This is a genomic window from Acidovorax sp. Q11 (assembly GCF_054950075.1).
In genome coordinates, this window is sequence record NZ_JBUDZG010000008.1 from 97,836 (window position 1) to 120,229 (window position 22,394).

At 65.3% G+C, this 22,394-nt stretch carries 22 protein-coding genes; 8 read left to right on the top strand and 14 right to left on the bottom strand.

Translation table 11 applies throughout. The features are described from left to right. Nucleotides 1-4 precede the first annotated feature (4 nt). The 5 genes from ACYZGB_RS09375 to ACYZGB_RS09395 all read right to left on the bottom strand — a co-directional run bounded on the left by ACYZGB_RS09375 (nucleotide 5) and on the right by ACYZGB_RS09395 (nucleotide 6,674). A complete protein-coding gene (locus ACYZGB_RS09375; protein WP_063460605.1) occupies nucleotides 5-1,012 on the bottom strand; it encodes a class 1 fructose-bisphosphatase in 1,008 nt (335 codons plus the stop codon). 22 nt (nucleotides 1,013-1,034) lie between these two features. After that, a complete protein-coding gene (gene pepN, locus ACYZGB_RS09380) occupies nucleotides 1,035-3,791 on the bottom strand; it encodes an aminopeptidase N (protein WP_462387976.1) in 2,757 nt (918 codons plus the stop codon). Further along, nucleotides 3,775-4,449: an HAD family hydrolase gene (locus ACYZGB_RS09385; protein WP_462388025.1), complete on the bottom strand. Its 675-nt coding sequence runs from the start codon at nucleotides 4,447-4,449 to the stop codon at nucleotides 3,775-3,777. The genes pepN and ACYZGB_RS09385 overlap by 17 nt, the downstream gene beginning before the upstream one ends. A 9-nt stretch (nucleotides 4,450-4,458) precedes the next feature. After that, a protein-coding gene (gene prfB, locus ACYZGB_RS09390) for a peptide chain release factor 2 (RefSeq protein ID WP_109790915.1) occupies nucleotides 4,459-5,563 on the bottom strand; the annotation gives its coding sequence in 2 pieces (ribosomal slippage) (nucleotides 4,459-5,481 and nucleotides 5,483-5,563; 1,104 coding nt in all). A 202-nt stretch (nucleotides 5,564-5,765) separates the two neighbouring features. Beyond that, on the bottom strand, nucleotides 5,766-6,674 hold the full coding sequence (locus ACYZGB_RS09395) for an alpha/beta fold hydrolase (protein ID WP_462387977.1): 909 nt from the start codon (nucleotides 6,672-6,674) through the stop codon (nucleotides 5,766-5,768). A gap of 154 nt (nucleotides 6,675-6,828) precedes the next feature. Between ACYZGB_RS09395 and ACYZGB_RS09400 the strand changes: the two genes are divergently transcribed. Next, nucleotides 6,829-7,890: an aldo/keto reductase gene (locus tag ACYZGB_RS09400; RefSeq protein WP_462387978.1), complete on the top strand. Its 1,062-nt coding sequence runs from the start codon at nucleotides 6,829-6,831 to the stop codon at nucleotides 7,888-7,890. Nucleotides 7,891-8,017: 127 nt separating this feature from the next. On the opposite strand, the gene ACYZGB_RS09405 is transcribed toward ACYZGB_RS09400, so the two are convergent. Continuing rightward, entirely contained in the window at nucleotides 8,018-9,445 is a 1,428-nt protein-coding gene (locus tag ACYZGB_RS09405; RefSeq protein ID WP_462387979.1) for a M20 family metallopeptidase, read from the bottom strand. Between the two features lie 25 nt (nucleotides 9,446-9,470). Then, on the bottom strand, nucleotides 9,471-10,469 hold the full coding sequence (locus ACYZGB_RS09410; protein ID WP_462387980.1) for a Bug family tripartite tricarboxylate transporter substrate binding protein: 999 nt from the start codon (nucleotides 10,467-10,469) through the stop codon (nucleotides 9,471-9,473). A gap of 152 nt (nucleotides 10,470-10,621) precedes the next feature. Here ACYZGB_RS09410 and ACYZGB_RS09415 point away from each other — a divergent pair, with 152 nt between their 5' ends. The 3 genes from ACYZGB_RS09415 to plsY all read left to right on the top strand — a co-directional run bounded on the left by ACYZGB_RS09415 (nucleotide 10,622) and on the right by plsY (nucleotide 12,874). Next, a complete protein-coding gene (locus ACYZGB_RS09415; RefSeq protein WP_462387981.1) occupies nucleotides 10,622-11,581 on the top strand; it encodes a LysR family transcriptional regulator in 960 nt (319 codons plus the stop codon). 69 nt (nucleotides 11,582-11,650) lie between these two features. Beyond that, nucleotides 11,651-12,142, top strand: a complete 492-nt coding sequence (locus tag ACYZGB_RS09420; RefSeq protein WP_056063754.1) for an aminoacyl-tRNA deacylase — start codon at nucleotides 11,651-11,653, stop codon at nucleotides 12,140-12,142. A gap of 57 nt (nucleotides 12,143-12,199) precedes the next feature. After that, the gene (gene plsY, locus ACYZGB_RS09425) at nucleotides 12,200-12,874 is read left to right on the top strand and encodes a glycerol-3-phosphate 1-O-acyltransferase PlsY (protein ID WP_462387982.1); all 675 of its coding nucleotides are present in this window, start codon (nucleotides 12,200-12,202) and stop codon (nucleotides 12,872-12,874) included. Between the two features lie 48 nt (nucleotides 12,875-12,922). On the opposite strand, the gene ACYZGB_RS09430 is transcribed toward plsY, so the two are convergent. From ACYZGB_RS09430 to ACYZGB_RS09440, 3 genes are read right to left on the bottom strand one after another with little or no spacing between them, the layout of a single operon-like run. Then, entirely contained in the window at nucleotides 12,923-13,942 is a 1,020-nt protein-coding gene (locus ACYZGB_RS09430) for an HD-GYP domain-containing protein (protein ID WP_462387983.1), read from the bottom strand. A 6-nt stretch (nucleotides 13,943-13,948) separates the two neighbouring features. After that, entirely contained in the window at nucleotides 13,949-14,614 is a 666-nt protein-coding gene (locus tag ACYZGB_RS09435; RefSeq protein WP_462387984.1) for a retropepsin-like aspartic protease family protein, read from the bottom strand. A gap of 43 nt (nucleotides 14,615-14,657) precedes the next feature. Beyond that, a complete protein-coding gene (locus ACYZGB_RS09440) occupies nucleotides 14,658-15,143 on the bottom strand; it encodes a YajQ family cyclic di-GMP-binding protein (RefSeq protein WP_056063745.1) in 486 nt (161 codons plus the stop codon). A 73-nt stretch (nucleotides 15,144-15,216) separates the two neighbouring features. On the opposite strand from ACYZGB_RS09440, the gene murB reads away from it, so the two are divergent. Continuing rightward, nucleotides 15,217-16,290: a UDP-N-acetylmuramate dehydrogenase gene (murB, locus tag ACYZGB_RS09445; RefSeq protein WP_462387985.1), complete on the top strand. Its 1,074-nt coding sequence runs from the start codon at nucleotides 15,217-15,219 to the stop codon at nucleotides 16,288-16,290. Nucleotides 16,291-16,477: 187 nt separating this feature from the next. On the opposite strand, the gene argG is transcribed toward murB, so the two are convergent. From argG to ACYZGB_RS09465, 4 genes are all read right to left on the bottom strand, one after another. Further along, on the bottom strand, nucleotides 16,478-17,815 hold the full coding sequence (argG, locus tag ACYZGB_RS09450; RefSeq protein ID WP_462387986.1) for an argininosuccinate synthase: 1,338 nt from the start codon (nucleotides 17,813-17,815) through the stop codon (nucleotides 16,478-16,480). A gap of 30 nt (nucleotides 17,816-17,845) precedes the next feature. After that, the gene (gene ppnP / locus ACYZGB_RS09455; RefSeq protein WP_063460592.1) at nucleotides 17,846-18,163 is read right to left on the bottom strand and encodes a pyrimidine/purine nucleoside phosphorylase; all 318 of its coding nucleotides are present in this window, start codon (nucleotides 18,161-18,163) and stop codon (nucleotides 17,846-17,848) included. Nucleotides 18,164-18,345: 182 nt separating this feature from the next. Further along, a complete protein-coding gene (locus ACYZGB_RS09460; protein ID WP_462387987.1) occupies nucleotides 18,346-18,996 on the bottom strand; it encodes a glycine zipper 2TM domain-containing protein in 651 nt (216 codons plus the stop codon). A 173-nt stretch (nucleotides 18,997-19,169) separates the two neighbouring features. Continuing rightward, complete coding sequence (locus tag ACYZGB_RS09465) at nucleotides 19,170-19,556, bottom strand: ArsC family reductase (RefSeq protein ID WP_462387988.1); 387 nt, start codon at nucleotides 19,554-19,556, stop codon at nucleotides 19,170-19,172. 60 nt (nucleotides 19,557-19,616) lie between these two features. Here ACYZGB_RS09465 and folC point away from each other — a divergent pair, with 60 nt between their 5' ends. From folC to ACYZGB_RS09480, 3 genes are read left to right on the top strand one after another with little or no spacing between them, the layout of a single operon-like run. Continuing rightward, nucleotides 19,617-20,942 carry a bifunctional tetrahydrofolate synthase/dihydrofolate synthase gene (gene folC / locus ACYZGB_RS09470; protein WP_462387989.1) on the top strand — a complete coding sequence of 442 codons (1,326 nt, stop codon included), beginning with the start codon at nucleotides 19,617-19,619 and terminating at the stop codon, nucleotides 20,940-20,942. 34 nt (nucleotides 20,943-20,976) lie between these two features. Next, the gene (locus tag ACYZGB_RS09475) at nucleotides 20,977-21,825 is read left to right on the top strand and encodes an SPOR domain-containing protein (protein WP_462387990.1); all 849 of its coding nucleotides are present in this window, start codon (nucleotides 20,977-20,979) and stop codon (nucleotides 21,823-21,825) included. 35 nt (nucleotides 21,826-21,860) lie between these two features. Next, entirely contained in the window at nucleotides 21,861-22,349 is a 489-nt protein-coding gene (locus ACYZGB_RS09480) for a CvpA family protein (protein ID WP_094290903.1), read from the top strand. The last annotated feature ends 45 nt before the right edge of the window (nucleotides 22,350-22,394 follow it).

The window sequence follows — 22,394 nt, forward strand, 5'->3', positions numbered from 1 at the left end:
CAAATTATAGCGTGGAATGGTAGCTTGTCACGCGCTCGACCTCATTTTTTGAGCCGAGGATCACGCTCACGCGCTCGTGCAGCTGGGTGGGCTGGATGTCCAGAATGCGTTGCTTGCCATTGGTGGCGGCGCCACCGGCTTGCTCGACCAGCCAGCCCATGGGGTTGGCTTCGTACATCAGGCGCAGCTTGCCGGGTTTGTTGGGCTCGCGCTTGTCCCAGGGGTACATGAAGACGCCACCACGGGTCAGGATGCGGTGCACATCGGCCACCATGCTGGCGATCCAGCGCATGTTGAAGTCCTTGCCGCGCGGGCCTTCCTTGCCCTGCAGGCATTCGTCGATGTAGCGCTTCACGGGCTCGTCCCAGTGGCGCATGTTGCTCATGTTGATCGCAAATTCCTTGGTGTCTTCGGGAATGCGGATGTTCTCTTCGGTCAGCACGAAGGAGCCCTGTTCGCGGTCGAGCGTGAACATGGCCACGCCGTCGCCCACGGTGAGCACCAGGGTGGTCTGCGGGCCGTAGATGCAGTAGCCAGCGGCCACTTGCTGCGTGCCGGGTTGCAGGAAGTCGCCTTCCTCCACGCCCCGGTCACCGTCGGGCTTTTTCAGCACGCTGAAGATGGTGCCGATGCTCACGTTCACATCGATGTTGCTGGAGCCGTCCAGGGGATCGAACAGCAGCAGGTATTCGCCTTGCGGGTAGCGATTGGGCACCAGGTAGATGCCGTCCATTTCTTCGGACGCCATGGCGGCCAGGTGGCCGCCCCATTCGTTGGCTTCGATCAGCACCTCGTTGGCGATGATGTCGAGCTTTTTCTGTATCTCGCCCTGCACGTTCTCGCTGCTGGCCGTGCCCAGCACGCCGCCCAGCGCGCCTTTGTTCACGGCGTGGCTGATGCTTTTGCAGGCGCGGGCCACCACTTCGAGCAGCAGGCGCAGTTGCGATGGGATGAGGCCGTCCACCCGTTGCTGCTCAACGAGGTAGCGGGTCAGGCTGATGCTTTTTGCCATGGAAGTCTTTGCGTTAAAGGGGTTAGTCGGCCAGTGCGCGGGTGACCACCTCGCGCACATCGTTGGACAGGTCAGGCTTGGCGGCGACGCGGGCAATGGCCTCGCGTGCGGCGCTGCGCCAGGGGTCTGCCAGCTTCTTCCAGCGATCGAGTGCGCGCGCGAGGCGGGCTGCGACTTGCGGGTTGATGGCATCCAGCTCGATCACGCGGTCGCTCCAGAACACGTAGCCTGCTGCATCCGCGCGGTGGAAGGCGCCGGGGTTGGCGCTGCAGTAGCTGAAGATCACGCTGCGCGCGCGGTTGGGGTTCTTCAGGCTGAAGTCCGGGTGCTGCATGAGCTGGCGCACGGCGGGCAGCACGTTGCCGCCACGGTCTGGCGCGCCGGCCTGCAGTGCGAACCACTTGTCGATGACCAGGGGCTCGTCCTTGAACATGGCGTGGAAACGCGCCAGGGCAGGGGCGGCCAGTTCACTACCGCTGGCGACCAGGGCGGTGAGCGCGTTGAACCGGTCCGTCATGTTGCCCGCCACCTTGAACCGCTGGTAGGCCTTGCCGGGCCAGATGGCATCACCACTGCGCTGGGCGGCAATACACAGCATGTGCAGCGCCAGGCCGCTGAGCGCGCGGCGGCCGGAGGAGACGGGGTCGGGGCGGTAGCCACCGGTGTCCTGGTTTTGCTCCCAGGCCCATTCCCAGTCGGCCTGGAGCGAGACGGCCAGTTGCTCGCGCATGGCTTCGCGCACGGCGTGGATGCGCTGTGGGTCCACCACGTCCTGCTGCTCGGCGATGTAGGTCTCGGACGGCAGGGTGAGCACCAGTTCCTTGAATGCGGCATCCAGCGAGGGGTTGCGCAGCACGGCACGCATGGCGTCCACAAACTCTGCGGGCAGGATTTGATGCTCAAATCGGCCGTTGCCGCCTGTCTGTAAAGCGTTATTTGCTATTGAATTGATAGCTATTCGCAGTGCCAGGCGCTGGCCCGCTTCCCAGCGGTTGAAGGCGTCGGTGTCGTGCGCCAGCAGCGTCAGCAGCTGTGCGTCGGTGTAGTCGATGTCCAGCACCACGGGCGCGCTGAAGCCGCGCAGCAGCGAAGGCACGGGTTCGGCATCGAGGTTGGTGAAGGTCAGCGTCTGCGATGCCTCGGTGAGCACAACCACGCGTGATGTGCTGGCCGACGACTCTTCGCCCGACAGGTGCAGGGGCAGGGCGGCGCCGGTGCGGGCGTCGATCAGGCCCAGGTCCACCGGGATGACGAAGGGCTGCTTCTCGCTCTGGCCGGGCGTGGCCGCGCAGCTTTGCGACAGCGTGAGTGCGTAGCAGCGCGTGGCGGCGTCGTAGCGGCCCGTGGCGCGCACGCGGGGCGTGCCGGCCTGGCTGTACCAGCGCTTGAACTGCGCCAAGTGCTGCGTGAGTGGGCTGGCCGGGTTGGCGTCGGCTATTGATTGCACGAAGTCGTCGCAGGTCACGGCCTGGCCGTCGTGGCGCTCGAAGTACAGCTTCATGCCCTTGGCAAAGCCGTCACGGCCCACCAGGTTGTGCTGCATGCGCACGACCTCGGCACCCTTTTCATAGATGGTGACGGTGTAGAAGTTGTTGATCTCGACGTAGCTGTCGGGCCGCACCGGGTGGGCCATGGGGCCCGCGTCTTCGGGGAACTGGGCGGTGCGCAGCACGCGCACGTCTTCGATGCGCTTGACGGCGCGGGCCGACGGGCTGCCCGCCAGATCCATGCTGAATTCCTGGTCGCGGAAGACGGTAAGGCCTTCCTTCAGGCTCAGCTGGAACCAGTCGCGGCAGGTCACGCGGTTGCCGGTCCAGTTGTGGAAGTACTCGTGGCCCACCACGCTTTCGATGTTGGCAAAGTCAGTGTCGGTGGCCGTGGCTTCGCTGGCCAGAACGTACTTCGTGTTGAAGATGTTCAGGCCCTTGTTTTCCATCGCGCCCATGTTGAAGTCGCTGGTGGCGACGATCATGAAGCGCTCCAGGTCCAGCGGCAGGCCGAAGCGGGCTTCGTCCCAGGCCACGCTGTACATCAGCGAGTTCATCGCGTGTTCGGTCTTGCCCAGGTCGCCAGGGCGCACATACACCTGCAGCAAGTGGTTGGTGCCCGAGCGGCTCTTGATGAGCTGCTCGCGTGCCACCAGCTTGCCTGCCACCAGCGCGAACAGGTAGCAGGGCTTCTTGTGCGGGTCTACCCACTTGGCGAAATGCCGGGCGCCGTTGGGGCCGTCTTCCAGCGCGCCGCTGTCCACCAGATTGCCGTTACCGAGCAGAACCGGGTACTGCGCCTTGTCGGCGCGCAGCGTGACGGTGTAGCTGGCCATCACATCGGGCCGGTCCAGGAAGTAGGTGATGCGGCGAAAGCCCTCGGCCTCGCACTGCGTGAAAAACGTGCCCTGGCTCACGTACAGGCCCATGAGCTGGGTGTTCTTGGCGGGGCAGCAGGTGGTGAAGATCTCCAGCGCGAAGGGTTCATTGCCTTCGGGCAGATTCTCCAGCACCAAGCGGGCGCCTTCCATCTTGAACGAGGTGCCCTGGCCGTTGACCAGCACACGCGCCAGGTTCAGCTCGTCGCCGTCCAGCTTCAGTGGCTCGGCCGCCACGTCCGGGTTGCGGCGCAGCACCATGCGGTTGAGCACACGGGTCTTGTTCGGGTCCAGGTCGAAGGTGAGTTCGACGCTGTCGATCCAGTAGGCGGGGGCGGTGTAGTCCTCGCGGCGGATGGCGATGGTCTGGCCTGCTCCGTCTCCACTTCCGTCTGCGCTATGCAGTTGCAACATGGATGCTCTCCAGAAAGTCGGTGTTCATGAGTTCGGTGTAGTCGCGCACGGCAGCCAGCACATGCGGCCCGGCCAGTTGCTCGGGCGTGTGGGTGCTGCAGATGGCCACGGCGCGCATGCCCGCGCGGCGGGCGGCCTCGATGCCAAAAGGCGCGTCTTCAAAGACGATGCAGTGTGCCGGGTCGGCCGCAATGCGGCGTGCGGCTTCCAGAAAGATGGCGGGCTGGGGCTTGCCGGGCAGGCCCTCGTCGCCGCGCACGATGGCTTGCGGCGCAGGTGTGAGCCCCAGGTGGCCCAGGGCGAATTCCACGTTGCCGATGTCGCCCGCCGTGCCCACCGCCACCTTGAGGCCGCGCGCATGCACCTGCCCTGCAAACTGGCGAAAGCCCGCCACTTCGGCGAAGCGGGGGGCAAACAGCTCGCGGTAGATGGTTTCTTTTTCGTGCGTGAGCGCGTCGGCCTCGTCTTGCGACACGGCACGGCCCAGCAGTTCCACGATGCACTCGGTGCCGTTCTTGCCCGTGGTGCGGGCCATGAGGTCGGGCACGTCGATGTCCATGCCCCGGCGGCGTGCAAACTCGACCCACGCCTGGGCGTGCCAGGGCATGGAGTCGATCATGGTGCCGTCCATGTCGAAGATGATGGCGTCGGTGCGCATCCGCATCGCTCAGACGCCTTGCTTCAACGAAGCTTCGATGAAGGCATCGAGGTCGCCGTCCAGCACCTTCTGCGTGGCCGAGATTTCGACGTTGGTGCGCAGGTCCTTGATGCGGCTGTTGTCCAGCACGTAGCTGCGGATCTGGTGGCCCCAGCCCACGTCGGTCTTGGTGTCTTCCAGCTTTTGCTGCTCCTCCATGCGCTTGCGCATTTCGAAGTCGTACAGGCGGCTGCGCAGGCGCTGCCAGGCCACATCGCGGTTGCTGTGCTGGCTGCGGCCGTCCTGGCACTGCACCACGATGCCTGTGGGGATGTGCGTGAGGCGCACGGCCGAGTCGGTCTTGTTGATGTGCTGGCCGCCCGCGCCGGAGGCTCGGAAGGTGTCGGTGCGCACGTCGGCGGGGTTGATGTTGATCTCGATGGAGTCGTCGATCTCGGGGTAGACGAACAGCGAGGCGAACGAGGTGTGGCGGCCGCCCGAGCTGTCGAACGGGCTCTTGCGCACCAGGCGGTGCACGCCGGTTTCGGTGCGCAGCAGGCCAAAGGCGTATTCGCCTTCGATCTTGATCGTGGCGCTCTTGATGCCCGCTACGTCGCCCGGGGTTTCGTCTTCGACCGTGGCCTTGAAGCCCTTGCGCTCGGCGTACTTGAGGTACTGGCGCAGCAGCATGCTGGCCCAGTCGCAGGCCTCGGTGCCACCGGCGCCGGCCTGGATGTCCACAAAGCAGTTGAGTGGGTCGGCCTCGTTGCGGAACATGCGGCGGAACTCCAGCTCTTCCACCGCCGCGCGCATCGTGGCGGCTTCCGATTCGATGGTCAAAAGGCCGGCTTCGTCGCCTTCCTCTTTGCTCATCTCATACAGCTCGGCGTTGTCGGCCAGATCGCGGGTGAGTTTGTCCAGCGTGACCACCACGCTGGATAGCGATTTTTGTTCCTTGCCCAGCTCCTGGGCCTTCTTCGGATCGTTCCAGACCGAAGGGTCTTCCAGCGATGCGTTTACCGTGCGCAGGCGTTCGAATTTGGCATCGAAGTCAAAGATACCTCCGTAACTCTGCCGTGCGCAGAGCCAGGTCGCTGAGGGTGGTGCCGATGAGGTTGATGCGTTCTGCGTCCATGGTTCTTGTCCTGCGTGTTCTGTTGAATAACCCGCGATTTTCTCATGGGACAAGCAAAGTGCTTCGCCAAAGCCCTGCGATGGGCGTTGGAGCGCAAAGGCCCGGGCCTGCCGGGCCGATTTGGATGTGTTGTTAAATCAAAAATGATAGCTAAAAAGGCTTGTCCATCGCGCGGTGGAGCCTGTTTTTGCTTGAACTTTTGCTAGGCCTGCTCCAGAAACTCCTCGATCAGGCGGGCCACCTGCGCAGGCTGGTCGTGGTGCAGCATGTGCGCGGCGTCGTGCACCACGGCCGTGCGGCAGTTGCGCACATGGGTCAGGCGCTGGTGGTATTCGTCGAGCGTGTAGCGTCCCTTCCACCACTGGCCCAGGCTGTCGTCGCTGGCCTCCACGGCCAGCACGGGGGCGGTGATGTGCTTGTACAGCTCCATCGCTTCGTCCAGCCGGTAGAGTTGGGCGCTGGTGATCTTGTGGGCCGGGTCGCCCAGGATCTCCCATTGGCCTTGCGCATTGGGCTGCGCCCAGTGGCCCGCCAGCCATTGAGCTTTGTCCTCGGACAGGCGCGGGTTGGTCTTCATCAGCCTGCGGGCCACGCCGTCCTGGCTGTCGTAGCTCTTGAGGGCCATGTCGCCGGTGTGCAACTGCTTGATCTCGTCGATCCACTGCGCATAGCGCTTGGGCGCCTGATCGGGCCGCGTGGCAGGCAAGCCAAAGCCCTCCAGGTTCACCAGGCGGCGGATGCGCTCGGGCCGCACGCCCGCATACATCATGGCCACGTTGCCGCCCATGCTGTGGCCCACCAGGTCGATGGCTTCGCCGGGGGCGTAGTGGTCCAGCAGCAGGTCCAGGTCGGCCAGGTAGTCGGCAAACACATAGTGGTCCACGGGCGCGCCGGTGGTCAGGCCAAAGCCGCGCCAGTCGGGGGCGATGATGCGGCGCTCGTGTTGCAGCGCGTCCACCGTGAACTGGTACGAGGCACCCACATCCATCCAGCCGTGCAGCAGCACCAGCGTGGGCAGCGGGCTGGTGTCGGGGCCCCAGTGGCGGACGTGGTAGCTCAGGTGGCGCATGGGCAGCGTGCTGCTGCGCGAGGGTTTGAGAACTTGGTACATGTTCCGCAAATGGTAAGGCGATGGTATGCCCCCGCCTGTGCCGCGCTGTCACCAAGGAGTCCGGCGCCCGGCAGGCTTTGGCGTTCGCTTGTACCATCGCCGACCGGGGCCGCCGCAGGCCTTGTTTATCCCGATCATCTGGAGCTTTCACCGCATGAACACAGTCCGCTTGGGTCAGAGTGACCTGCTTGTCACCCCCATTTGCCTGGGCACCATGACCTTCGGCGAGCAGGTCAACGAAGCCGATTCCCACGCCATCCTGAGCCAGTCGCTCGCGCGCGGCGTGAACTTCATCGACACGGCCGAGATGTACTCGGTGCCCGCCAAGGCCGAAACCTTTGGCGCCACCGAAACCATCATCGGCAACTGGTTTGCCAAGAACCCCGGCGCGCGCCAGAAGCTGGTGGTGGCCACCAAGGTGGCAGGCCCATCGCGCGGCATGCCCTGGGTGCGCGAGGGCAAGGGCATGACCCCGGCCGACATCGTGGCATCGTGCGAGGCCAGCCTGCGCCGGCTGCAGACGGATGTGATCGACCTCTACCAGATCCACTGGCCCGAGCGCCATGTGCCCGCGTTCGGCAACATGTATTACGACCCCGCCAAGGAAACGTCGCAAACCCCCATCCGCGAGCAACTCGAAGCGCTGGCCGGGCTGGTGAAGGCGGGCAAGGTGCGCTACATCGGCCTGTCGAACGAAACCCCCTATGGCGTGCACGAATTTGTGCGCCTGGCTGAGCAGCACGGCCTGCCGCGTGTGGCCACCGTGCAGAACCCGTATTGCCTGATCAACCGCACCTGGGAAAACGGCATGGACGAAACCTGCCACCGCCTGGATGTGTCGTTGCTGGCGTACTCGCCACTGGGCTTTGGCCTGCTGACGGGCAAGTACGACGAGAGCGGCACCACCGGCCCGAACGCCCCCCAAGGCGCGCGCATTGCCACCTATGAGTCGGTGCGCAAGCAGCGCTGGGGCCGCCCCGAGGCGCTGGCTGCCTCGCGCCGCTACAACGCACTGGCCCGCGCCAACGGCATGACCCCCACGCAGATGGCGCTGGCGTTCTGCTACACCAAGTGGCAGGTGGCCAGCACCATCATCGGCGTGACGTCGGTGGCGCAGCTGGACGAAGACCTGAACGCCTGGGGCACCACGCTGTCGCCCGAAGTGTTCAAGGAAATCGATGCGATCCGCTGGGAGCTGCGCGACCCGGCTTTGTAATGGCTCCCCCCTGAGTCGCCTGCGGCGCCTTCCCCCCTGAGGGGGGACGACACCATCGCTGCGGGGCGGCCCTTGCTTGGTGTCCCTCGCCTGGGCGGCGCCAGTTTCGGGGGCTGTAGGTTGCTGTTCAGGCTCCCGCTGTAGTTTGTGCAATCAAGGCGCCTTCCCTCCAAGGCGTGCCTTGTGCCTCACCCAGGTCCCAGAACAGCCCGGCCATCACCGCCAGCCCTTCGCGCGCCACGGGCGCCAGTAAGTGCTCGTTGGGCGCATGCTGGGCGCAGGCGGGGTACGAGTGGGGCACCCACAGCGTGGGCAGGCCCAGCTGGTCGGCAAAGATGTCGTTGGGCAGCGATCCTGCCAGGTTGGGCAGCAGCGTGGCGGGCTGGCCTGCGCTGGCATGCAGCGAGGCCATTGTCCAGTCCACCCAGGGGTTGTGCAGATCGAGCCGCGTGGCGCCGCAGAGCATGCCCATGGTGATCTCGACCTGACTGAAACCGTGTGCGTCCAGGTGCTCGCACAGCGTGGCTTGCACGTTCTGCCAGTCGGTGCCCACCACAAAACGCAGCTGGCAATGTGCCACAGCCTGCGCGGGGATGGCATTGATGGGCCGCTGCGCGTTGCCCGCGCCCAGCGCCAGTACCTCCAGCGTGTTCCAGCCCACCAGTTGTTCAGCCGGTGTCAGGCCAGGCTCGCCCCAGCCGGGCGTGAGCGCCGGGGCGTCGGCATCGGCACCGATCACCACATCCTTGAGCGCCGTGCGCAGCTTGTCGGGCACCGCAGGCGGCAGCAGGCCTTTGACGAGGATGCGGCCCTTCGCGTCCACCAGCGTGGCCAGTGCGTGGGTGAGCACCGTGGCCGGGTTGGCGAGCACGCCGCCCCAGTTGCCCGAGTGGTAGGCCTTGTCACGGCTGCGCACGGTGAGTGCAAAGTTGATGGCTCCGCGTGAACCCAGGAAGAGGGTGGGGTGGCCCGCGTTTACACGGGGGCCGTCGCTGGCCACGAACAGGTCGGCCTGCAGTGCATCACGGTGCTGCTCGCAGAAGGCGCCCAGGCCGGGCGAGCCCGCCTCTTCGCCCATTTCCATGAGCAGCGTCACGTTGTAGCCCAGGCGGCCGCCCCGGGCCTCGATGGTGTGGGCCAGCGCGGCCAAGCTCACGGTGTGCTGGCCCTTGTTGTCGGCCGTGCCCCGGCCATACCAGCGCTCGCCTTCGATGGTCAGCGCCCAGGGCGAAAGGCCCTCGCGCCATTGGGCGTCCTGCCCATTGACCACGTCGCCATGGCCGTAGGTGAGCACGGTGGGCAGGGCGGGGTCTTCCACGCGTCGGGCCACCAAAAAGGGGCCGCCTTGGGGTGAGGGGTTGTCGAGCACCTGGCACTCAAAACCCAGGGGGGTGAGCCAGGGCACCATTTCGTCGGTGAGGTAGGCGCGCAACTCGGGCGGCACCTTGCCGGTGTCGCTTTCGGTGCGCCAGGCCACGCGGCGGCGCAGGTCGGTGGCAAATTGGCCGCCGTCGAAGTAGCGGTGCACGTTGTCGATCAGGTGTTGTCGGGTCATGGTGCGGGTCCTGTTCTGGTGTTCGTCAATCCACCACGATCTTGGCGCGGTGGGCCAGAGCGCGGTAGCGGCCAATTTCGTTGTCCATGGCCGCGTGCATGGCTTTGGGGCCCACAAACACGGGTTCCATGCCCTGGGCGCGGATCTGTTCCTGCAACTGGGGGTCGAGCATCGCGGCTTCCACTTCCTTGATCAGCTTGTTCACGATGGGGGCGGGTGTGCGTGCTGGCGCGGCCACGGCATACCAGCCGTCAAAGGCGGCATCCGGCAGCTTTTGCTCTGTCACGGCGGGCACTGAGGGCAGGGCGCGAGCGCGTTCGTTGCCCGCAATCGCCAGCGCCCGCAGCTTGCCGGAGCGCACATGGGGTGCTGCGCTGGCCACGGTGTCGATGGCCATCTGGATCTCGCCGCCGATCAGGCCCATCATGGCCTGCGCGCTGCCCCGGTAGGGCACGTCCTGCAGGCGCACGTCCGCCGCCTGCTCCAGCAGTGCACCGACCAGGTGCGGGGCCGAGCCCGATCCGAATGTGGCGTAGTTGATGGTTTTGGGGGCCGCCTTGGCCGCCGCGAGCAGCGCGGCCAGGTCCTTGTAGGGCGCATTGGCATTGACCACGATCACCAGTGGTGCGCGGGCCACGATGGCCACCGGGGCGAGGTCCTTGAGCGGGTCATACGGCAGCTTGTGGCGCAGCGCTGCGTTCACGGTGTAGCTGGTGGAGCCCGAGACCAGCAGGGTGTAGCCATCAGGCTCGGCCTTGACCACGTTCTCGGTGCCGATGATGGTGGAAGCACCGGGTTTGTTGTCGGTGACCACCGGCTGACCCAGGCGCGCAGATAGCTTCTGGCCCAGGGCGCGGGCCACGGCATCGGTGCCGCCGCCGGGCGGGAAGGGCACCACCACACGCACGGGGCGCTGGGGCCAGGCCTCCGAAGGCGTGGCGGTCTGGGCAAACGACAGGCTGCTGACGCTGGCGAGGGCGGCCAGGGCAGCGGACAACAACGAGGCTCGAACAAGGCTTTTCATGCGGACTCCGGTGGGAAGCGCCCTGGCACCAACGGGTGCAACGGGGCATGGGTGAATTGGAGCCTCAAGCCATGCAAGATGGATGCTGGTTTACCATTGCTTTGAATAGAGATTTGGCAACTGACCATTGCTTTTTTGTGATTGGATACGCCGTGGCCGTTTCATTGCTCAGCCTGCCTTTGCGCTACTTTCTGGAGGTGGCGCGCACCGGCTCCGTCAACCAGGCCGCCCAACGCCTGTATGTGGCGGCGTCGGCCGTGAGCCGCCAGCTGGGCAAGCTGGAAGACAGCCTGGGTGTGGTCCTGTTTGAGCGCCAGGCCCGGGGCATGACTCTGACCGAGGCGGGCACCCGGCTGCTGGCCCACGCCAGCGCGCACGATGCGCAGGCGCTGGAGCTGGTGGATCAGTTGCAGGACCTGTCCGCCCAAGGTGCCTTGCGGGTGCGGCTGGCCTGCACGGAAGGGTTCGCAGCCGCCTTCATGCCGTTGGTGATGGCGGGGTTTCGGCAGACGCACCCGCAGGTGCAGCTGCAATTGCAGGTGGCGGTGCCGCAGGAGGTGTCGGCCTTGGTGCTGCGGGGCGAGGTTGATCTGGCACTGAAGTACAGCATGGCACCCGAAAAGGGCCTGCAGGTGCTGCACTCGGCGATTGCCCCTATTTATGCCGTCATGCCCGCACAGCACCCGCTGGCCCGCCAGCGCAGCGTGTGCGTGGCCGATGTGGTGCGCTACCCACTGCTGCTGGGCGCGGCCAACACCACGGGGCGGCAGCTGTTCGACCTGAGCTGTGCGGTACAGGGGCTGCGCTACGTGCCTGCCGTTGAGAGCAATTTTTCGTCAGCACTGCTGCCGCTGCTCAGCGGGCAGGACGTGGTGCTGGCCAGCTATCTCACGGCGGCGCGCTGGGTGGAGGCAGGCCTGCTGGCGGCCCGGCCGTTTGACGAAGCGCAGTTGCAGCAGCGGCGCCTGCAGGTGCTGGCTGCCGAAGGGCGGGTGCCCTCTGCCCTGGTGGAGCAGTTCACCAAAGCGCTGGTGGTGGCCATTGAGGAGTATGGCAAGCGCAAGGTGGGGCGGCGCCGCAAGGCGGCAGCAGCGCCCGGCGCGGTGTTCTGAAGCATCGGGCGTTTTCCAAACATTCACATTTGGATACGGATACCATCGGTGCCCTATCCGCACCACACCATGGCCAAGAAAGAACACGTTTCCGAGACCCAAGCCACCCAGCTGCTCAAGGCGAACAAGGTGGCCTTCACCGAACACCCGTATGAGTACCTGGAGCACGGCGGCGCCATGCACAGCGCCGAGGTGCTGGGGCTGGACCCTTTCACCGTGGTAAAGACCCTTGTCATGCAGGACCAGGACGCCAAGCCGCTCTTGGTGCTGATGCACGGCAACCGGAAGGTGTCCACCAAGAACCTCGCGCGCCAGATCGGTGCCAAGTCGGTCGAGCCCTGCGCGCCCGAGGTGGCCAACCGGCACAGTGGTTACCTGGTGGGCGGCACATCGCCGTTTGGCACGCGGCGCACCATGCCGGTCTATATCGAGGAAACCATCCTGGCGCTGCCCCGCATTGCCATCAATGGCGGGCGCCGGGGTTTTTTGGTGCAGCTGGACCCGCAGGTGTGTGTGCAGCTGCTGGGTGCCAAACCCGTGCAATGTGCGCTGGCAGAATAGGCCGCCGCGCGATGCAGCCCGTCAGAAGGCTGACCATTTGATTTCCAAGGAGTTGCTTTGACCGCCGTTTATCCCGTTCTCGCCGCTGTGGCCGCCTACCTGCTGGGCTCGCTGTCGTTTGCCGTCATCGTGACGCGGGTCATGGGCCTCTCCGACCCACGCACCTATGGCAGCAAGAACCCGGGCGCTACCAATGTGCTGCGTTCGGGCTCCAAGGCCGCCGCCATCGTCACGCTGCTGCTGGATGCCGTGAAGGGCTGGCTGCCCGTGGCGCTGGTGATGTGGTTTGGTCACCCCTACGGCCTGGAGGACGGCACCGTGGCCCTGGTGGGGCTGGCGGCTTTCCTGGGGCACCTCTGGCCGGTGTTCTTCCGCTTCGAGGGCGGCAAGGGTGTGGCCACGGCGCTGGGCGTGCTGGTGGGCGTCAGTGGCTGGCTCGGTCTGGCGACAGCACTCACCTGGGGCATCATCGCCTTTTTCTTTCGCTATTCGTCGCTGGCTTCGCTGGTGGCCGCTGTGTTTGCCCCGGTGTACTACCTGCTGGTGGACGGCGTGGTCTGGTATGCCGAAGGCACGATTGCCGCTTCGATGGTGGTGATGGCGTTGTTGCTGGCCTGGCGGCACAAGGAGAACATCCAGCGGCTGATGGCAGGCAAGGAGTCGCGCCTGGGCAGCAAGAAGGACAAATCGGGTGCCGAGGCGGGCGCGCCGTCTGGCAAGGCGCACAAGTAGCGCGAAAGATGGTCCCGATCGCCTCGCAGGCAGGGCGATCAGAGGGCCTCAGAGTGAGCCGGGCCCCGTGACCAAGCCCCGCAGCCCGGCGCTGTGCTGGGCTGCATACAAACCCAGCCGCACCATGGTGCGATGGTTGAGTTCCAGACTCACCGCCGAGCGCGCCAGGGCCGACTGGATGCGTGGTTTGCCTGAGGCCGTCTGGTACAGGCTGGGCTGGGCGTGGTGGCTGCCGTTGCGGTCAAGCAGGCTGGCCACCAGGGGGTGATTGGCCTTGTCGCTGCGGCGCAGCACGATGGCTGTGTCGCCGTTGTCGAGTCGGACAAAGGTGCCGGGCGGGCACAGCCCAATGGATCGCACCAGGGTGTAGCTCACCTCATCGCGCTGGTCCACTTCCTGCCCCACGATGGCGCGCACCGAGTCGGTGGCGCTGCGGCCCGCGCGTGACTTGCGTGGGCTGATCATGGCCGCATAGCGGTCGATGGTGCCCAGGATGCGTGTGAGTCGGTCTTCCGGGTCCTGTCCTGCCAGAGGCACGCGTTCGGTGATGCTGGCATGGTGTTGCCCCACCACGTCCAGCCAGAGCGCATCGTTGATGAACAGGCGCTCCAGCAGCAGCATGCTTTCTTCGGGGTGGCTTTTGATGGCCTCCTGCTGCGCGGCGGTGGGGCGTTCGCGCTGCTCGGCCAGCTCGTCCTGCAGTGCGGTCATGCCGATGTTCATGGTGAGCGCGGCGCGCACCAGGCTGTCCCGCTCCCGCTGGGGCAGCTTGAGTTCAAGCGCCATGATGTGGCACAGCGTGCCGCACACCAGCGCATGGGATGCGCTGTAGCCCACGGTGGATGTGGACGCGAGCTGGAACATGAGGTACAGCGCCGCATCGATGTCGTGCGCCACCAGGTCCTGCAGCCAGGTGTCGAACTGCCGCACCTTGCCGGGGAAGTCCTGCACCTGCAGCGGCCGCGCCAGCAGCACCGACAGCGCTGATTCCAGATCGGACCAGAGGCTCAGAAGATCCTCATACTCCCCCTCGGAATGCGGGTGGCTGATGGCGGGGTGGGCGGACATGGCGGGTCAGTTGCGTTTTTCGAGCACCATCTGGTCGTTGCTGCGCGTCATCTGGAATTCGTTCAGAAAACTGTTGCCCAGCAGCACATAGGGCATGGGCTGGGAGGTGACGATGGCCTCTACCCCAAACACCTCCACATCGCCAACGCGCACAGAGTCAAGCTTCATGCGCCAGCCTTGCCCGACGCCGTTGGCAGTACTCATGCGCACGGGCTGGCCGCTTTGGTAGTTCAGCCCCATCCGGTCTGCGTCAGGGCGGCCAATGGCGACGGTGGAGGCACCGGTATCGACCATGTACTGCATCACCTTGCCATTGATGGTGCCGCTGTTCACAAAATGCCCCCGGCTGTCGGCGGTCAGCACAAGGCGTCTGCCGCTGGCGCCGCTGCGGCCCCCCACGCGCACCGGGGCTTCGCCCAGCCGCAGGATGCGCCGCTCGCCCTTGACTTCGACGGTGGCTTCTTCCTTGAGCACCGCGATGACCTTGACTCCCTGGAATTCATCCCCGGCGCCCACCGCACGCGGTGGGTGGGCATCCACCACCAGCAAGGCCTTGCTGCCCAGCATGCCGGCCAGCGCCACCGATTGCGCATGCACCGCTCCGGCGGAGGCCAGCAGAAGCCCGCCAAGGGCCACCATGGCGGCGGGCAGCAGGTGTACGGGCTTGGTCATGGTGTGGGCGATAAAAGTGGGTGGATCTTGCCGGGCGCCAGGCTCAGTCGCGGAAGTTGTCGAACGACAGCGGCACGTCGGTCACGTCCTTGCGGATCAGCGCCATGGCGGCTTGCAGATCGTCGCGCTTGGCGCCGGTCACGCGCACCTTGTCTTCCTGGATGGCGCCTTGCACCTTGAGCTTGCTCTCCTTGAGCAGCTTTTGGATCTTCTTGGCCAGCTCGCTCTCGATGCCGTTGCGCACCTTGATGACCTGCTTGACCTTGTCGCCACCCATTTTCTGGACGTCGCCCATGTCGAGGAAGCGCACGTCCACGCTGCGTTTGGTGAGCTTGTTGCGCAGCACGTCCTCGATCTGGGTGAGCTGGAAGTCGGCATCGCCAATCAGGGTGATGTCCTTGTCCTTGATCTCGATGCTGGCCGAGGTGCCCTTGAAATCGAAGCGGGTGGCGATTTCCTTGGCGGTGTTCTCCACGGCGTTTTTCACTTCAACCAGGTTGGCTTCGCAGACGGTGTCAAAAGATGGCATGGTGGTTCTCAATCTCGGGGAAACAGGGGGCAAATCGCAGCCCTTCCAAAGGGCGAATGCGACAATCGGGTCAATGGTAGTCGAGAAAAACGTCCCTTTGCAGCCCTGCAACACCTTCGGCATTGCCGCACGCGCGCAGACGCTGGTGCGTGTGCACTCCTCAGCCGATGTGCTGGCCGTGCTGGCCGACCCGGAGCTGGCGGCGGCGCCCAAGTTTGTGCTGGGTGGTGGCAGCAACATCATCCTGACCGGCGATGTGAAGCCCGTGGTGCTCAAGATGGAGATCAAGGGCCTGCGCCTGGTGGAAGAAACCCCCAAGGCGTGGATCGTGGAGGCAGGCGCCGGCGAGGTCTGGCATGACTGTGTGGCCTGGACGCTGGCGCAGGGCTTTCCGGGGCTGGAGAATTTGGCCCTGATCCCGGGCACCGTGGGCGCCTCGCCCGTGCAGAACATCGGCGCCTATGGCGTGGAGCTGCAGGACCGGTTCGAATCGCTGGACGCCATCGACCTGGCCACGGGCCGCGCCTTCACGCTGGACGCCGCACAGTGCGGATTTGGCTACCGGGATTCGGTGTTCAAGCATCCGCCCTCGGATGTGCCCGGTGCAGACGGGTTGCCCCGGGGCATGGGCCTGGAAGGGCGCGCCGTGATCACCCATGTGCGTTTTCGCCTGCCCAAACCCTGGAAGCCGGTGCTGGGCTATCTGGACCTGGAGCGCCGCATGGCGGAAGAGGGCGTGCTGCAGCCCACGGCCCAGCAGATCTTCGACTGGATCTGCGACATCCGCCGCACCAAGCTGCCCGACCCGGCCGTGGTGGGCAACGCGGGCAGCTTCTTCAAGAACCCCACCGTCTCGCCCGACCAGTGCGCCGACATCATCGCTCGCGAGCCGCGCATCGTGCACTACCCCATGCCGGACGGCAGCATCAAGCTGGCCGCGGGCTGGCTGATTGATGCCTGCGGCTGGAAGGGCAAGTCCATTGGCAAGGCGGGCGTGTATGAAAAGCAGGCCCTGGTGCTGGTGAACCGGGGGCAGGGCGCCGACAGCGTGACGGGTGGCGAGGTGATGACACTGGCCAAGGCCATCCAGACCAGCGTGTACGAGCGCTTCGGCATCCGGCTGGAGCCGGAGCCGGTGGTGGTGTAGGCCCGGCAAGCCTCTGCCAGATCGCCTTCAAACCCCGGCAGACCCCAGCAGCAGCCGCACCGCACGGGCAAAGAAAAAGCCACCGTCCCCGGTGGCTTTGCTCATTTTTTGATAGCTTCTAACGCATGATGGTCGCGCGCAAGAGGCATTTTTTGCCACTATTTTGAGTGGCAAACCCCCGCCAAACTCACTTGCGGTCGTTTTCCAGTTGGGCCAGGGCGGCATTGCCACCCAGCGACAGCAGGCCCGCGCGCGCATACACGCCCAGCTTGTCGCGCGTGTCCGAGATGTCCAGGTTGCGCATGGTCAGCTGGCCAATGCGGTCCAGCGGGCTGAACGGCGCGTCTTCCACCTTTTCCATCGACAGGCGCTCGGGGGCGTAGGTCAGGTTGGGCGATTCGGTGTTGAGCAGCGAATAGTCGTTGCCACGGCGCAGTTCCAGCGTCACGGTGCCGGTCACGGCGCGGGCCACCCAGCGCTGGGCGGTTTCGCGCAGCATGATGGCTTGCGGGTCGAACCAGCGGCCCTGGTACAGCAGGCGGCCGAGCTTGAGGCCGTTCAAGCGGTACTGCTCGATGGTGTCTTCGTTGTGGATGCCGGTCACCAGGCGCTCATAGGCGATGTGCAGCAGTGCGAGGCCGGGGGCTTCGTAGATGCCGCGGCTCTTTGCCTCGATGATGCGGTTCTCGATCTGGTCGCTCATGCCCAGGCCATGGCGGCCGCCGATGCGGTTGGCTTCGAGGATCAGTTCGACCGGGTCGTTGAATTCCACGCCGTTCAGCGCCACGGGCTGGCCTTCTTCAAAGCGCACCGAGACTTCCTCGGCCTTCACTTCGACTTCGGGCTTCCAGAACGCCACGCCCATGATGGGGTTGACGATGCGGATGCCGCTGTTCAAAAACTCCAGGTCCTTGGCTTCGTGCGTGGCGCCCAGCATGTTGCTGTCGGTGCTGTAGGCCTTCTCGGCGCTCATCTTGTAGCCAAACCCGGCTGCCGTCATGAAGGCCGACATCTCGGCACGGCCACCCAGCTCATCGATGAACAGCTGGTCCAGCCAGGGCTTGTAGATCTTGAGGGATGGGTTGGTGAGCAGGCCGTAGCGGTAGAAGCGCTCGATGTCGTTGCCCTTGAAGGTCGAGCCGTCTCCCCAGATGTTGACGTCGTCTTCCTTCATAGCCGCCACCAGCATGGTGCCGGTCACGGCGCGGCCCAGGGGGGTGGTGTTGAAGTAGGTCAGGCCGCCGGTGCTGATGTGGAAGGCGCCTGCCTGCAGGGCGGCAATGCCTTCGTGGGCCAGCTGCGTGCGGCAGTCCACCAGGCGGGCCTTTTCAGCGCCGTATTCCATCGCCTTGCGGGGAATGGCATCGTAGTCGGGCTCATCGGGCTGGCCCAGGTTGGCGGTGTAGGCGTAGGGCATGGCGCCCTTGAGCTTCATCCAGTGCAGTGCGGCGCTGGTATCGAGGCCGCCCGAAAAGGCGATGCCGACTTTTTGCCCAAGGGGCAGGCTTTGGAGAATGGTGGCCATGTGCGGGGTCCGTTGCGGTGTGGGGTGCGATCAGCCGAAGTGGCAGATGTAGTGGTAGGCCTCGGTCACGCGAATGTCGAACTTCGAGTTGCCGGGCACGCTGAACTTGTCGCCTGCGGACGACTTCACCCAGGCGTCGGTGCCTGCCAGCTTGTATTCGCAGGAGCCCGCGACGCATTCCATGATCTCGGGCGCACCGGTGTTGAAGGTGAGCGTTGCGGGCAGCACCACGCCCACCGACTTCTTCGTGCCATCGGGGAAGGTGATGCCGTGGCTCACGCACTTGCCGTCAAAGTACACATTGGCCTGGGTGGTGACGGACACGCCGTCGATTTTTTCGGTGGTCATGGATGCGCAGGATTGGGTTAGAGGAAACCCGCGATTTTAGGGCAGGGGTGGCGCGGCCCTGGCGGCCATGCCCAACGAAACCTGCGCCAGGGGCCGGGGCGCCTAGAAAAAGAGCCCCGAAGGGCTCCAATTCTGGTTGGCGAATGCTCAGGGCCTGGGTGTTGGGGGCTCCAGGCGCCCGCTCAGCGCCAGTAAGGGTTGCGGTGGTGGGGGTAGTACGGCCTATCGTAGCCATACTCAATCACCGTCACGGGTGGCGTTACATAGGTGGGCTGCTGGTAGACCGGTTGCACCGGGTAGGTGGATGTCACCACACCGGGCTGGCTGTACACGCCTTGTTGGGCGTACGGGTCAGGCTGGGTGGAATAGGTCTGGCCTGTGGGCTGCACGCTCAGCGGAATCCAGCGGCCGGGGTCGTTCTGGGTGCGTGTGGTGTATTGCCTGCCTGCGTACTCGTACACCACGTTGTAGCCCACGGTGCGGTTTTCGTAGTAGGTCTCGGTGGTGCAGCGCTGCACGTTCTGGTACTGCGGCTGGCCGCCTTCAATCTGATTGCCCAGCACGGCCCCACCGATCACGCCGATGGCGGTGGCGGCGGCGCGGCCACTGCCCTTGCCGATGGCATTGCCTGCGGCACCGCCCGCAATGGCGCCCATCACGGCGCCTGCGCCGCTGGTGCGGTTGCCGCTGTACACGGTTTCGTTGCCACACACCTGCTGGGGGATGCCCACCTGCTGCACGATGGGTGTGGCGGACAGCACACGGCCTTGTTCCTGGGCGCTTGCCAGGGAGGCGATAGCAGCCATGGCAGAAAAAATGACGATCTTTTTCATGGAGAAACTCCTTTCGGGTCGGTACATAACGCGCCGAACACAAGAAAAGTTTAGGCCCATGACGTCAATTCGGGCCCTGGCCGCCGTAAATCTGCGTAAAGATTTGTGCGATTTTCCCGCGTTGGCGGGCAAATGTCAGCCGGTCAGTCAGTCGGTATGACCCAGCGGGTTCGTCAGCCTTTGGGCGCTGCGTCGCGCCAGGCCTGCCACTGATCGGGCACAAAGCCCACAGAGACCCGGGTGTGGCCTGCGCTGTGCCATTCGACCACCGGCCGCTTGATCACACTGGGCTGGTCGTGCATCAGGGCGCTGGCGCTGGTGTCGTCCGTGACCGCCGCCTGGGTGCCTGCATCCAGCTTGCGCCAGGTGGTGCCCTGGCGGTTGACGAGCTTCTGCCAGCCCAGGGCGTTCAGCCAGCCGGGCAGTTGGCCGGTGGGGACGCCTTGTTTCTTGAAGTCGTGGAACTGGTAGTCCAGCCCTTGTTCGGTGAACCAGGCGCGGGATTTTTTGACGGTATCGCAATTGGGAATGCCGTACAGGGTGATGCGGGCGTTAGTCATGCCGCGCATCATCCTCGAAAACGCAGTGGGGAATGGGGCTCGGCGACAATCCTGGGCTGTATGCAAACCAAACCCCACACTCTGGAAGGCTGGCTGCGCCATTGCGAGCAGCTGCACCCTCACAACATCGACATGGGCCTGGACCGGGTCAGCGTGGTGGCACGCCGCATGGCGCTGCGTTTTGAATGCCCGGTGATCACAGTGGCGGGCACCAACGGCAAGGGCTCCACCTGCGCCATGCTGGAGGCCGTTGCCCAGCAGGCGGGCTACCGCACGGGGGTGTACACATCGCCCCACCTGGTGCATTTTGAGGAGCGCTGCCGTGTGCATGGCGAAAGCGTGTCTGCTTCTGATTTGGTAGCGCACTTCGAAGCTGTGGAGCGCGCAAGGGTCCAAAATGGCGATGAAATATCGCTGACCTACTTCGAGTTCACCACCCTGGCCATACTGCGACTGATGAGCCATGCGCGGCTGGATGTCGCCGTCCTGGAAGTGGGCCTGGGAGGGCGGCTGGATGCGACCAACATCATCGACGCCGACTGCGCCGTGATCACCAGCATCGACATCGATCACACCGAATTTCTGGGCCCCGACCGCGAGAGCATTGGCCGGGAGAAGGCGGGCATCATGCGCACCGGCCGTCCGGTGATCGTGAGCGACCCCATGGCCCCGCAGAGTGTGGTGGACCATGCGCGCGAGATCGGGGCAGACCTCTGGAGCTTCGGGCGCGATTTCAACTTCTCGGGCGACAAGCAGCAGTGGAGCTGGGCGGGGCGGGGGCGGCGTTATGCCGGGCTGGCCTATCCCTCGCTGCGGGGCGCCAACCAGCTGGTCAACGCCTCGGGCGTGCTGGCGGCGCTGGAGTCTCTGCGGGACCGCCTGCCGGTGACCGCACAGGCGGTGCGCAATGGCCTGGCCCTGGTGGAGTTGCCCGGCCGGTTCCAGATCGTGCCCGGCCAGCCCACCCTGGTGCTGGACGTGGCGCACAACCCCCATTCGGTGGCGGCCCTCACGGCCAACCTGGATGCGATGGGGTTCTTCCCCACCACGCACGCCGTTTTTGGCGCCATGGCCGACAAGGATCTGGGGCCCATGCTGGCCAAGGTGGGGCCCCTGGTGGACCGCTGGTATTTCACCAACCTGCCCACCCCGCGCGCCGAGACGGCCGCCACGCTGCAGCAGAAGTGGAATGCCGTGCAGATGGTGGCGGGTGGACGCCGGGATGTGACATCGAGCGTGCACGCAGACCCCATGCAGGCCCTGGCGGCTGCGGTGGCTGCGGCAGACCCCGCTGATAGAATCGTGGTCTTTGGCTCGTTTTATACGGTGGGCGGTGTGCTGATCAACGGAACACCTCGCCTGCAGGCCAAACATCTGGGCCAATAGGGCAGGTTCTGAGGTCCGCACGAGTCGTTACTCCATGGCATTTTTCAAGTTTCGGTGGCCCGGGCAGGGCGAGCAGCAACAGGCCGAAAAACCGTCCAAGCGCGGTGCGCGTGCGCCGCAGGCCGAGAGTATCGAGGTGATGCGCCGCCGGGCCCGCCACCGGCTGATTGGTGCAGCCGTGCTCGTGCTGGTGGGGGTGATTGGGTTCCCCCTGCTGTTCGACACCCAGCCCCGGCCTGTGCCCGTCGATATCCCCATCGAGATTCCTGACCGCAACAAGGTTGCGCCGCTGGTCGTGCCCGCGCCTGTGGCCGAGGCCCCTGTGCCCAAGCCTGCGACGCCTGCTGTGCCCCAGGTGGCTGCCCCTGCTGCGCAACGTGCATCGGCGCCGCGCAGCGTGGCCACCAATGGGCTGACGGAAGGGGAAGAGCTGGTGCAGAGCGCGCGTCCATCTGCTGCCAAGCCTGCGCCCGCAGCGCCCACCGTGGCTGCGGCCGCCCCTGCGGCTGCACCCAAGCCCGACACCAAACCGCCTGCGGCACCTGCGCCCGCGCCGGAGCCAAAACCGGCGCAACGCCCCGATGATTCGGCGCGCGCCCGTGCCCTGCTGGAAGGCCGCAGCGCCGAACCAGCGGCCAGCGCGAATGTCGAAGAAAGCCGTTTTATCGTCCAGGTGGGGGCGTTTGCCGATGCCGAAAAGGCCCGTGAAGCACGCACCAAGGTGGAGCGTGCCGGCCTCAAGACCTATACCCAGGTGGTGGACACCAAAGATGGAAAACGCACGCGGGTGCGTGTGGGTCCCTTTACCAACCGGGCGGAGGCTGACAAGGCGGCTGCGCGCATCAAGGCGCTGGAGCTGTCGGCCTCGGTGCTGACGCTGTAAGCCGGGCGGCCCGGCGGTTTCTATTTTTTGTGTCCATGGCTGCGCTGGATTGGATTTTTGTCGCGGTGCTGCTGGCTTCGATGCTGGTCGGTGCCTGGCGTGGCCTGGTGTTTGAAGTGTTGTCGCTGCTGGGCTGGGTGGTGTCTTTTTTTGTTGCCCAGTGGTTTGCGGCGGACATGGCAGCGCTGCTGCCTCTGGGCGAGTCGGCGGGATCGTTGCGGTATGCGGCGGGTTTTGTCGTGGTGTTCGTGGCGTCGGTGTTTGCCTGCGGGTTTGTGAGCTGGCTGGCCAAGAAGCTGATTGAGGCCATTGGTCTGCGGCCTGCTGACCGCACCTTGGGGGCTGTGTTTGGCGTGCTGCGGGGCATGGTGCTGCTGCTGGCGGTGGCTGTGGTAGTGGGGCTGACCTCGCTGCACGAAGCGCCCTGGTGGCAGGAGTCACAAGCTGCACCGGTGCTCGCCGAAGTGCTCAGGGGCTTGAAACCGGCGCTGCCGGAAGAATTTGGTAGGCATCTGCCTTCTTGATATCGATGGGGTGGCGGTCACAAGCTGCTGCCATGGGGTTGCCGC

Bases quoted from the DNA above. Each gene is read 5' to 3' on its own strand.
- ACYZGB_RS09435 (WP_462387984.1), bottom strand. From the start codon at position 14,614: ATGACCAAGCCCGTACACCTGCTGCCCGCCGCCATGGTGGCCCTTGGC.
- ppnP (WP_063460592.1), bottom strand. From the start codon at position 18,163: ATGACCACCGAAAAAATCGACGGCGTGTCCGTCACCACCCAGGCCAAT.
- ACYZGB_RS09430 (WP_462387983.1), bottom strand. From the start codon at position 13,942: ATGTCCGCCCACCCCGCCATCAGCCACCCGCATTCCGAGGGGGAGTAT.
- ACYZGB_RS09400 (WP_462387978.1), top strand. From the start codon at position 6,829: ATGAACACAGTCCGCTTGGGTCAGAGTGACCTGCTTGTCACCCCCATT.
- pepN (WP_462387976.1), bottom strand. From the start codon at position 3,791: ATGTTGCAACTGCATAGCGCAGACGGAAGTGGAGACGGAGCAGGCCAG.
- ACYZGB_RS09385 (WP_462388025.1), bottom strand. From the start codon at position 4,449: ATGCGCACCGACGCCATCATCTTCGACATGGACGGCACCATGATCGAC.
- murB (WP_462387985.1), top strand. From the start codon at position 15,217: ATGGTAGTCGAGAAAAACGTCCCTTTGCAGCCCTGCAACACCTTCGGC.
- ACYZGB_RS09420 (WP_056063754.1), top strand. From the start codon at position 11,651: ATGGCCAAGAAAGAACACGTTTCCGAGACCCAAGCCACCCAGCTGCTC.
- ACYZGB_RS09395 (WP_462387977.1), bottom strand. From the start codon at position 6,674: ATGTACCAAGTTCTCAAACCCTCGCGCAGCAGCACGCTGCCCATGCGC.
- argG (WP_462387986.1), bottom strand. From the start codon at position 17,815: ATGGCCACCATTCTCCAAAGCCTGCCCCTTGGGCAAAAAGTCGGCATC.
- ACYZGB_RS09375 (WP_063460605.1), bottom strand. From the start codon at position 1,012: ATGGCAAAAAGCATCAGCCTGACCCGCTACCTCGTTGAGCAGCAACGG.
- ACYZGB_RS09410 (WP_462387980.1), bottom strand. From the start codon at position 10,469: ATGAAAAGCCTTGTTCGAGCCTCGTTGTTGTCCGCTGCCCTGGCCGCC.
- ACYZGB_RS09480 (WP_094290903.1), top strand. From the start codon at position 21,861: ATGGCTGCGCTGGATTGGATTTTTGTCGCGGTGCTGCTGGCTTCGATG.
- ACYZGB_RS09475 (WP_462387990.1), top strand. From the start codon at position 20,977: ATGGCATTTTTCAAGTTTCGGTGGCCCGGGCAGGGCGAGCAGCAACAG.
- ACYZGB_RS09440 (WP_056063745.1), bottom strand. From the start codon at position 15,143: ATGCCATCTTTTGACACCGTCTGCGAAGCCAACCTGGTTGAAGTGAAA.
- ACYZGB_RS09460 (WP_462387987.1), bottom strand. From the start codon at position 18,996: ATGAAAAAGATCGTCATTTTTTCTGCCATGGCTGCTATCGCCTCCCTG.
- ACYZGB_RS09465 (WP_462387988.1), bottom strand. From the start codon at position 19,556: ATGACTAACGCCCGCATCACCCTGTACGGCATTCCCAATTGCGATACC.
- ACYZGB_RS09405 (WP_462387979.1), bottom strand. From the start codon at position 9,445: ATGACCCGACAACACCTGATCGACAACGTGCACCGCTACTTCGACGGC.
- folC (WP_462387989.1), top strand. From the start codon at position 19,617: ATGCAAACCAAACCCCACACTCTGGAAGGCTGGCTGCGCCATTGCGAG.